General features: G+C 31.2%; 11 protein-coding genes. 6 read left to right on the top strand and 5 right to left on the bottom strand.

Annotated features, from left to right (window positions below; genetic code table 11):
• The 6 genes from LDL23_RS08385 to LDL23_RS08360 form a co-directional block, all read left to right on the top strand.
• Positions 1-389: hypothetical protein (locus tag LDL23_RS08385; RefSeq protein WP_291265293.1), on the top strand; the 389-nt coding region annotated here is incomplete at its 5' end.
• Positions 389-1,045 carry a YggS family pyridoxal phosphate-dependent enzyme gene (locus LDL23_RS08380; protein WP_291265292.1) on the top strand — a complete coding sequence of 219 codons (657 nt, stop codon included), beginning with the start codon at positions 389-391 and terminating at the stop codon, positions 1,043-1,045. The genes LDL23_RS08385 and LDL23_RS08380, both read left to right, overlap by 1 nt.
• Positions 1,046-1,105: 60 nt before the next feature.
• Positions 1,106-2,467: an exonuclease domain-containing protein gene (locus tag LDL23_RS08375; protein ID WP_291265294.1), complete on the top strand. Its 1,362-nt coding sequence runs from the start codon at positions 1,106-1,108 to the stop codon at positions 2,465-2,467.
• A gap of 18 nt (positions 2,468-2,485) precedes the next feature.
• Positions 2,486-3,313, top strand: coding sequence for an ion transporter (locus LDL23_RS08370; protein WP_291265291.1), 828 nt, complete (start codon positions 2,486-2,488; stop codon positions 3,311-3,313).
• Position 3,314: 1 nt separating this feature from the next.
• Positions 3,315-4,244: a tRNA (adenosine(37)-N6)-dimethylallyltransferase MiaA gene (gene miaA, locus LDL23_RS08365; RefSeq protein WP_291265290.1), complete on the top strand. Its 930-nt coding sequence runs from the start codon at positions 3,315-3,317 to the stop codon at positions 4,242-4,244.
• A gap of 3 nt (positions 4,245-4,247) precedes the next feature.
• Entirely contained in the window at positions 4,248-4,973 is a 726-nt protein-coding gene (locus tag LDL23_RS08360; protein ID WP_291265289.1) for an acyl-ACP thioesterase domain-containing protein, read from the top strand.
• Positions 4,974-5,006: 33 nt separating this feature from the next.
• Here LDL23_RS08360 and LDL23_RS08355 read toward each other — a convergent pair whose 3' ends face one another.
• The 5 genes from LDL23_RS08355 to LDL23_RS08335 all read right to left on the bottom strand — a co-directional run.
• A complete protein-coding gene (locus LDL23_RS08355) occupies positions 5,007-5,705 on the bottom strand; it encodes a response regulator transcription factor (protein ID WP_231841809.1) in 699 nt (232 codons plus the stop codon).
• A gap of 18 nt (positions 5,706-5,723) precedes the next feature.
• Entirely contained in the window at positions 5,724-7,307 is a 1,584-nt protein-coding gene (locus LDL23_RS08350; RefSeq protein ID WP_291265288.1) for a HAMP domain-containing sensor histidine kinase, read from the bottom strand.
• A gap of 71 nt (positions 7,308-7,378) precedes the next feature.
• Positions 7,379-7,966 (bottom strand): dephospho-CoA kinase, encoded by a 588-nt coding sequence (coaE, locus tag LDL23_RS08345; protein ID WP_291265287.1) that lies wholly within the window; start codon positions 7,964-7,966, stop codon positions 7,379-7,381.
• 3 nt (positions 7,967-7,969) lie between these two features.
• On the bottom strand, positions 7,970-8,968 hold the full coding sequence (locus LDL23_RS08340; protein WP_291265286.1) for a glycosyltransferase: 999 nt from the start codon (positions 8,966-8,968) through the stop codon (positions 7,970-7,972).
• A 77-nt stretch (positions 8,969-9,045) separates the two neighbouring features.
• Positions 9,046-10,000 (bottom strand): T9SS type A sorting domain-containing protein (locus LDL23_RS08335; protein ID WP_291265285.1); only part of this gene is annotated, 955 nt, incomplete at its 5' end.

Genomic DNA, 10,000 nt, shown 5'->3' with positions numbered 1-10,000 from the left:
TTGACAGTATTGCTAAAACTTCAAAAAACAAAATTCAATCGAGTGGAGTTATAAAAAAAAACAAAAAAACAATTGGAGGTTTCAATAGTACAGAGATTTTTTCTAATGATAAATTAGTTTATTCAACATATGAAGAAAATTCTAGTGATAAAGAGACGAAATTAAATTATTTCTTCGAATTCTATTTTTCTAATGATAACCCAATCTTAATAAATATTTACATTGTAAAAACGGATATAAAAACTAAAATTGAAGAAAGATTTGAAACTAATTTGAATGAAAATAAAATTCATTCTTTCAAAGAAATTGAAAATCCATTTTCAATAAAACTTAGAAACAAACTAAATTCTTTATTAATTGATTATCTAAACAATAAAAAGACTGAATAATGTCAATCTCAAAAAACCTGAATAACATAAAATCGGAACTTCCAGCTCACGTTACCTTAGTTGCGGTTTCAAAAACCAAACCTGTGGCGGATTTAATGGAAGCGTATGATGCTGGGCAACGTATTTTTGGAGAAAACAAAATCCAAGAAATGACCGACAAATGGGAAGTCATGCCAAAAGACATTGAATGGCACATGATTGGTCACGTGCAAACGAATAAAGTCAAATACATGGCGCCTTATGTGAGTTTGATTCATGGTGTGGACAGTTTGAAATTATTGCAAGAAATCAACAAACAAGCGGCTAAGAACAATCGTGTGATTGATTGCTTGTTGCAGGTTTACATTGCGGAAGAAGAAAGTAAATTTGGACTAGACAAACAAGAATTAGACGAGATTCTTAAACAAGTTCAGAATGACAAGGAAAACTATAAAAACATCCGAATTGTAGGTTTAATGGGAATGGCAACCTTCACAGAAAACCAAAACCAAATCGAGAAAGAATTCAAACATCTAAAAACGATTTTTGACAAATTCACAATTCACAATTCACAATTCACAATTCTTTCCATGGGCATGTCGGGCGATTATCAATTAGCAATTTCATGCGGAAGTACGATGGTTCGAATTGGAAGTAGTATCTTTGGAAGCAGATAATCGAGAATAAAAAAATAAACTAAACTCTTTTAAACTTATAACCTTTTAAACTTTTAAACTATTTACTGCATAATCGACATAGAAACCACTGGAGGCCAATTCAACGAAGAAGGAATTACCGAAATCGCCATTTATAAATTTGATGGACATGAGGTAATCGATCAATTCATTAGCCTTGTAAATCCCGAAAAACCGATCCAACCTTTTGTTGTGAAGTTAACGGGGATTAATAACGCTATGCTCAGAAGTGCTCCAAAATTCTACGAAGTCGCCAAAAGAATTATCGAAATTACGGAAGGTTGCATTATTGTAGCGCACAATGCTTCTTTCGATTATCGTATATTAAAAACCGAGTTTAGACGTTTAGGTTACGATTTCAAAAAACAAACACTTTGTACCGTTGAATTAGCTAAAAAATTAATTCCAGGTCAAGAATCGTATAGTTTAGGGAAATTGGTGCGTTCGCTTGGAATTCCAATGGCAGACAGACATCGTGCAAGTGGTGATGCTTTAGCTACGGTGAAATTATTCAAAATGTTATTGGTAAAGGACATCGAGAAAGAAATCGTAAAAAGTTTCATTAAAACCGAAATCAAATCGGGAATTTCGCCAAAACTATTGGATATCGTAGAAAATTTACCTTCAAAAACAGGTATTTACTACATTCACAACGAAAAAGGCGATTTGATTTACATTGGGAAAAGTAAAAACATCAAGAAACGTGTTAACCAACATTTCACAGGAACATCAAGCAAAAGTAAAAAAATCCAACGCGATGTTTATGCGGTAACTTTTGAAGAAACAGGAAGCGAATTAATAGCTCTTTTAAAAGAAAGTGAAGAAATAAAAATCAACAAACCGATTTATAACAGAGCCCAACGCAAAAGTATTTTCCAATATGCCTTATATCAACATAAAAATGAACAAGGTTACATTGCTTTAAGCATTGAAAAAGCGGATGGTAGAAAGAAAGAAATCACTTCGTTTACCTCGTTACAAGAAGGTAAAAATGCGTTGTTCAAGATAACAGAAAAACACAATTTGTGTCAGAAAATCAATGGCTTGTATGAAACCCAAAACGGATGTTTTCAATACAAAATTAAAGAATGCAATGGTGCTTGTTTGGGAGAAGAAAATCCAGAAAGTTATAACGAACGCGTGTTAGAATTCATCGAAGAGAACACTTTTGAAAACAACAACATGGTGATTATCGATCGTGGAAGAACTTTTGATGAAAGAAGTGCAATTTTAATTGAAAACGGAATTTATAAAGGGTATTGTTTTTATGAATTAAATTATCAAATTACCAATATTGATATTCTTAAAAATATTATCATTCCAATGCAACATAATCGTGATACAAAAACGATTATTCAAACCTATTTACGCAAAAATAAAGTTTACAAAGTAATTCAATTTTAATTGCTTAATTTTGTTTTTATGAATGAAGTTAAGTCGCAATACGAGATTTTCAAACAAAAAGCTCACATCATTATCTACGGAACAAATACGGTTGCGGGAAGACTTTTCGACTTAATACTTTTAGGTTTAATTTTACTGAGTGTGGTCTTAGTAATGCTAGAAACCGTAAGAGAATTTGATGGAAAATACCATACCTTCATCTTGATTTCAGAATGGGTCATTACCATTTTCTTCACTATCGAATATATATTGCGAATCATCACGATTAAAAAACCCATCAATTACATTTTAAGTTTCTACGGAATTATCGATTTGGTAGCGATTTTACCGATGTACTTGTCATTTTTCTTCGTAGGAACAAGCGTATTTACAGTAATTAGAGCCTTACGATTATTGCGTTTATTCAAAATATTAAACCATCCTCAATTCAATAATCAATCTTCTCATTTGCGAGAATCGTTAGTGGCAAGTAAAGGAAAAATATTGATTTTCATGTACTTTATGCTAATTAGTACAATTATTATTGGTTCTGTAATGTATGTAATTGAAGGCGAAGCAGGAGGTTTTACAAGTATTCCAACTGGAATTTATTGGGCAATTGTAACCTTAACAACGGTTGGTTATGGGGACATTTCACCTGTAACGCCATTAGGTCAGTTTATTGCTTCTTTTGTAATGATAATGGGTTACGGAATTATTGCAGTTCCAACAGGAATAGTTTCGGCAGAATTTGCTAAAAACAAACCATCTGTAAAAGAAAGCGAAACCAAAGTTTGCCAAAACTGTGGCAATTCAGAACATTTATTAAACGCAAAATATTGCCAAGATTGCGGAAGAGAATTATAAAATGAATTACCTAATTACCATTATTGGTCCAACAGCCATTGGAAAAACAGCGTTGAGCATTGCTTTAGCTCAACATTTTGGTTGTGATATTATTTCGTGCGATAGTCGCCAGTTTTTTAAAGAAATGAAAATTGGTACTGCTGTTCCAATTAATGACGAATTAGCAGCTGCTCCACATCATTTTATTCAAAATAAATCCATTTTTGAAAGTTATTCAGTAGGTGATTTTGAACAAGAAGCTTTAGCTAAATTGGACGAATTATTTCAGAAAAACAACATTCAAATTATGGTTGGCGGTTCTGGATTGTATGTCGATGCTGTTTTGAAAGGATTTGATGATTTTCCAGATATTGATGATTCGGTTCGAACTGAAATCAATACTAAATATGATACATTAGGAATTACCTATTTACAAGAACAACTTCAAAAATTAGATTCGGAATATTACCAAAAGTTACAAACTGAAAATCCGCAAACCTTACAAAATCCACAACGTATGAAACGTTTTGTAGAAGTTTGTTTGGGAACTGGAAAACCGTATTCGAGTTTTATTGGAAAACGAAAAAATGTGAGAAACTTCACTCCTATCATCATTGGTTTAGAAGCCGACCGAGAAATCATGTACAATAGAATCAACCAACGTGTTGCTATTATGCTAAATGAAGGACTTCTAGAAGAAGCACAAACTTTGTATCCAAACAAACAGCTGAATGCTTTACAAACCGTTGGTTACAGAGAATTATTTGATTATTTTGATGGAAAAACAACTTTAGATTTTGCTATCGAACAAATTAAAATGAATACCAGACGCTTTGCTAAACGCCAAATCACATGGTTTAAACGAACGGAAAACGTGAGTTGGTTTGATTATATGAATGATAGAAACGAGATTATTAAAAATATTGAATCACAGATTCAAAAAACACAATAAAAAATGCCCATTTCACCCAATTTTACATCCATTTTAGAACAAGAATACGAAATCAACTTTTTGCAATGTTACCCAAATGGTTTATTGAAATATACTGAGTTATGTAATATTTTTCAAATTACAGCCGGAATTCATGCCGATTTAGGCGGGATTAGTTTTAGCGATATGCAAGAACATCATCAAGCTTGGGTAATGAGCAAAATGCGTTTAGAAATCATTAGCTTACCGAAATGGAAAGAAAAAGTAACGGTAAAAACTTGGATTAAATCGTTAGAAAATTCACGTTCTACACGTTGTTTAGAATTGTATCGCGGTGATGAAAAATTAGCTGGTTGCGAAACCTACTGGGCTGTTTTAAATACCCAAATTAGACGCCCAGAAAATTTAGCGTTACCACACGAACATTTTATCAAATATCCAGAACATACCGCTACTGAAAAATCGGTTCAGCGTATTAATTTAGATGTTCCGTTTGAAAAGGTATTGGATTATAAAGTACAATTATCGGATTTGGATATTGTAAATCATGCTAATAACGTGAAATACTTGGAATGGTGTCTGAATACTATGGATAGAAAACTCGTTTTAAAACAACACATAAAAGGTTTTGAAATGAATTTCTTAAAAGAATTAAATTGGAATGATGAGGCGGTGATTTCAAAAAATGAAAACACCTATATTATCACCAAAGACGACAAGATTTGTTATGCTTTAGAAATAATTGAATAAAAAAAGTCCTGAAATATTTCAGGACTTTTTTTATTATTTTTTGATTACTAATCTAAAACCTTCTCCGTGAATGTTTAAGATTTCTACGTTTTCATCTTGCTTTAAGAATTTTCTCAATTTAGCGATGTAAACGTCCATACTTCTTGATGTGAAGTAGTTGTCATCTCTCCAAATTTTTGTTAAGGCTAATTCTCTAGGCATTAAATCATTTTCGTGAAGTGCTAACATTTTTAAAAGTTCACACTCTTTTGGTGATAATTTAATTGGTTCTTGACCTGGATAAGTTAAGAAACGTAATTTTGAATTTAAGTGAAATTTACCAATTTCGAACTCGAATTTAGTCGTATCAGGTTTTACTTCTGATGCTTTTCTTTGAATAATCGCTTTGATTTTCATTAAAAGTACTTCAGAGTCAAATGGCTTATTCAAATAATCATCTGCTCCTACTTTATATCCTTTTAGAACGTCTTCTTTCAAAGTTTTAGCCGTTAAAAAGATGATAGGCACTTCTTGATTTTTCTCACGAATTTCTCTAGCTAAAGTATATCCGTCTTTGTATGGCATCATCACATCTAAAATACACAAATCGTAGGTGTCTTTTTTGAATTTCTCAAAACCTTCCATTCCGTTTTTAGCCAACGTAACTTCAAAATCATTTATCATTAAATAATCTTTCAAAACCGCACCGAAGTTTGGATCGTCTTCAACTAATAATATCTTCTTTGCTTCCATAGTAATTGTATGTATATTTTAATTTATTAATGGCATTTTAATAATAAAGGTACTTCCTTTACCTTTTTCACTCTCAACAAATATTTGACCGTTATGATCTTCTACAATTTGTTTCACGTAGGCTAATCCTAACCCATGACCTTTTACATTATGTAAATCTCCCGTATGTTCACGGTAGAATTTTTCAAAAACTCTTTTTTGTGCTACTTTAGTCATTCCAGCACCTTGATCTTGTATTTTTATCAGAATAAAATCTTTTATATTTTCTGTAAAAACATCAATTACAGGCGCATTTGGCGAATATTTTATAGCGTTATCTAACACGTTCACTAATACATTCGTAAAATGTACCTCATTTAATAGAATCGTGCTTCGTTGTGCATTAAAATGCGAATGAATAATTCCTTCTCTATCTTCTACTATTAAACTAACATGTTCGATAGCATCTTCAATTATTTCGGTTACATCTCTTGGCTCTTTTGAGATATCAAGTTCGTTTTTCTCTAATTTAGAAATACGCAATACGTTTTCAACCTGAGCGTGCATACGCTTATTTTCTTCTTTTATCATTTGAAGATAACGTTGTACTTTTTCTTTATCTTCAATGATTTTTGGGTTCTTAATGGCATCTAAAGCTAAATTAATGGTAGCAATAGGTGTTTTGAACTCATGTGTCATATTGTTAATGAAATCGGTTTTGATTTCTGAAATTTGTTTCTGCTTGATTAACTGATTCAACGCACTTGAATAGGTTAATACAATGACTAACGTAAACAATAACGACAAACTCGAAATTCCAATTAAAGAAGAGAATACAAATTTATTTTTTTGGGGAAAAGTAACTAACAATTGGTATTTAGACATTCCTTCATTATCCTGAAAAACAGGAATTCCGTAAGTGGTTTTTACATCATATTTGAAATCTTCAGAACGCACTTTTGTTGCTAAACCATTACTATAAATACCAAATTCAAAAGGGGTTTTAACGCCATATTTGTGAAGTTCATCTTTTAAATACTTACCTAATTGTTCAGTAGTAACTCGATCTTGCAATGGTTTTAATGACACTACATCCTTAAAAGCAACCTCAAAATTGGCTTTATCTAAACTAGAAACGCTTCCTGATTTTTTAATAGTAACATCTGGAAAAGAACGCACTTGCAAACTTCCATCGTTTATGGTATTTCCATTAAAAATTTCTGTTTTTCTTTTAGAAACCACGTTTCCAAAATTAACTGAATTTGCATTTTTATCAAAGAACGAACCATTAATACCATAGTTTTCCGCTACTAAAGTATTGGTGTAAATTATGGTTTCATTTGTTTTTTTGTCACGTTCGTAGAAGTAAATTTCCTTTAATTCTTCTTCCTTTGGTATTTTTCCAGTACTATCAATAATTTTGTTATAATAATTATAAAAAGAAACTAATTCTTTTTCTTTGATGGTATTGGATACATTTCCTAAAACTTGCTGAACGTGATACTTGAATTCTTCTTCATTTTTATCCAAAGAAGTAGAAATCCAATACAATTGAACTAAGATGATTCCAATTAATGATAAACTCATTAAAAAGACCAATAATCTAAACCTTGACTTATTCATCGAAACAAATTTAACATTTTAACATTTCTTGTTAAAATACATTAACCAAAGATTAACATATAAACCTTTTTTTAAAGTTTTGCTAATATTTTAAGAATTTCGTCGATTTTTAAGAAAGTATTATTCAAATTTATATTTTCTACAATAAAATCACTCAATTCTTTCTTTTTTGACTCAGAAATTTGATTCTTTATTCTAACTAAAATATCCTTTTTTGTTAAATTATCACGTTTCATAGCTCTTTCTATTCTAAGTTCTTCGGGAGCAGTGATTAAAATAACTTTATCACATTGTTTATTTCCTCCTGTTTCAAAAAGAATGGCAACTTCTTTAATTATGTAAGGAAAATTTTCATGTTCTTTTATCCAATTTTTAAAATGGAGTTGTACTTCGGGATGAACAATGGCATTTAATTCTTTTAATTTATGGGGATTATTAAAAACGAATTCGGCTATTTTTTTACGATTTAGTGAATTATCTGGATTGAGAACAGATTCGATAAACAAATTTTTAATTTTTTGTTTTACATCCTCGCGTTCCATAATTTTTTTGGCTTCTTCATCGGCAATGTAAACAGGAATTCCCTTTGAAGCAATGTAATTTGCAACAGTAGATTTTCCACTTCCAATTCCTCCTGTTAAACCAATTATTTTTGTCATATCTTATTTCTTAAAGAACAACTCAGGAAATGCTTTTTGAGGCTCTTGCTTTAACACCTCAACTTTATAGTATGAAAGAAAGAATCCTTTTCCATAACCATAAAACTGAATTAACGCAGCCCATACAGAATATAACGCTATTTTGAGACTTTTATTGGATAGTAATGAACTTATGAATAATAACAAAAAGTATAATCCGTAAACACCAATAAAAAAGTATATTTTAAAAATGGTCAATAACGCAGAGAATAGAAAGCCTAATAAAAATAAACTTGGAAACCAAAATGTAATTTTTTTATGCTCTGGATACCATGAATTTAAAATTGGTCGCGCTTTTCCAAATTTATTAACTTGTATTTGGAACTTTTCCCAGCTAATTCTCCTTTTATGATATACAAAGGCATTTTTAATCAACTTAGTTTTGAAACCTAAATTCCATAATCGAATAGATAAATCTGGATCTTCTCCTGGATGAATATTTCCAAAACCATTTGAGGCTTCAAAAGCTTTTTTGGACAATCCCATATTAAAACTTCGAGGTTGAAATTTATCTACTTTTTCACTTCCACCTCTAATTCCTCCGGTAGTTAAGAAAGAAGTCATTGTAAAATTAATTGCTTTTTGAATGTCGGAAAACGAATCCAATGCCGCATCTGGGCCTCCAAAACAATCTACATATTCTTCTTCTAAACTTTTTTGAACTTGATTTAAATAATCTGAAGGAATGATACAGTCAGAATCAAGAATAATAAAATAATCGCCTTTAGCAATTTTCATTCCGTAATTACGGGAATCTCCTGGACCTGAATTAGGCTTGAAATAATAAGAAATAGATAATTTTTCGATATATTTTTCGATTACATTTTGACAAGGAATTGTGGATCCATCCTCAACAATTACTACTTCAAAAGGAATTGAAGAAGTAAAGTTGGTTAAGCTTTCAAGCAATTCATCAATCTCATCAGGGCGGTTGTAAACGGGAACAATAAACGAAAAATACATTTTAAATTTTTAACAAAGATAGTAAAAAAGAAAAGTCCCGAATAAATCGGGACTTTAATCATTAACATAATTTAATATTATTGCTTAACAACTTTTAAAGTTTTAACTGAGTCACCTACTGTTACATTTACAATGTAAGCACCAGCACTTAATGCAGACATATCAACCTGAGTTGAAGTAGCATTAATATTTTTTGAAATTACTTCTTGACCAATCATATTGATTACTCTTAAAGAAGATATTTCAGTTGTGTAAGAAATATTTAAAATATCTCTAACTGGGTTTGGATAGGCAATGAAATTAGAATTATCAAAATTAGCATTAGATAATGCAACGTCAACTACAATATTATCAACAAATAAATAGAATTGATCAGCTATTGAGTAAGCATTAAATCCGAAATAATATACTCCTGATGTTGCAGGTGTAAAATTAACCAAATTACTAACTGGAGTATCGTTTACTACATTAGGATGATCTGCTAATAAAGTTGTCATTGCAGCAGCATTTGCTGAATTACCATAAGATACTTTTAATTTTTCTGGGAAAGTAGTTCCTGTACCTCCGTAATCATAAGTAATTTTATAAGTAGTTCCGCCTACTAAATTAATTCCATTTGTATAGAACCAAACATTAGCATCACTAGAGCTATTCCAAGAATAACGTAAAGCGTTTGTAGTAAAGCCATAACCACCGTTATTCTGAACAGTCCAAAGATTACCAGTTCCAACATTTTGTTGTGTTGTACAAGAAGGTAATGCCGGTACAGTTGCCGATTCAAAATTTTGAGTGTAAGGTACATTATCTGCAACACATGACGTTGTAAAGCTAAATGGACCAGACCAAGTACTGTAACCACCTGCACCACAATTTGCTCTTACATAAAAACTATATGTAGTATTAGGACTCAATGACGAAATTGGCTGTGTATTAGTAGCATTAGTAATTGTTGGTGTTCCTGTTGGAGTAAACCCAAAAGTTCCCCATTCTACATCCCACATAGTTGCAGTTCCTGCTTCAGTCCAACCTAAA

It is taken from the genome of Flavobacterium sp. (assembly GCF_020217025.1).
In the GTDB taxonomy this organism is placed as follows: domain Bacteria; phylum Bacteroidota; class Bacteroidia; order Flavobacteriales; family Flavobacteriaceae; genus Flavobacterium.
This window is presented reverse-complemented; position numbering and strand designations above follow the sequence as displayed.

What these genes read in the sequence shown, in the direction of transcription:
- LDL23_RS08340 (WP_291265286.1), bottom strand. Translation starts at nt 8,968, where the DNA reads ATGTATTTTTCGTTTATTGTTCCCGTTTACAACCGCCCTGATGAGATT.
- LDL23_RS08370 (WP_291265291.1), top strand. Translation starts at nt 2,486, where the DNA reads ATGAATGAAGTTAAGTCGCAATACGAGATTTTCAAACAAAAAGCTCAC.
- miaA (WP_291265290.1), top strand. Translation starts at nt 3,315, where the DNA reads ATGAATTACCTAATTACCATTATTGGTCCAACAGCCATTGGAAAAACA.
- coaE (WP_291265287.1), bottom strand. Translation starts at nt 7,966, where the DNA reads ATGACAAAAATAATTGGTTTAACAGGAGGAATTGGAAGTGGAAAATCT.
- LDL23_RS08360 (WP_291265289.1), top strand. Translation starts at nt 4,248, where the DNA reads ATGCCCATTTCACCCAATTTTACATCCATTTTAGAACAAGAATACGAA.
- LDL23_RS08380 (WP_291265292.1), top strand. Translation starts at nt 389, where the DNA reads ATGTCAATCTCAAAAAACCTGAATAACATAAAATCGGAACTTCCAGCT.
- LDL23_RS08350 (WP_291265288.1), bottom strand. Translation starts at nt 7,307, where the DNA reads ATGAATAAGTCAAGGTTTAGATTATTGGTCTTTTTAATGAGTTTATCA.
- LDL23_RS08355 (WP_231841809.1), bottom strand. Translation starts at nt 5,705, where the DNA reads ATGGAAGCAAAGAAGATATTATTAGTTGAAGACGATCCAAACTTCGGT.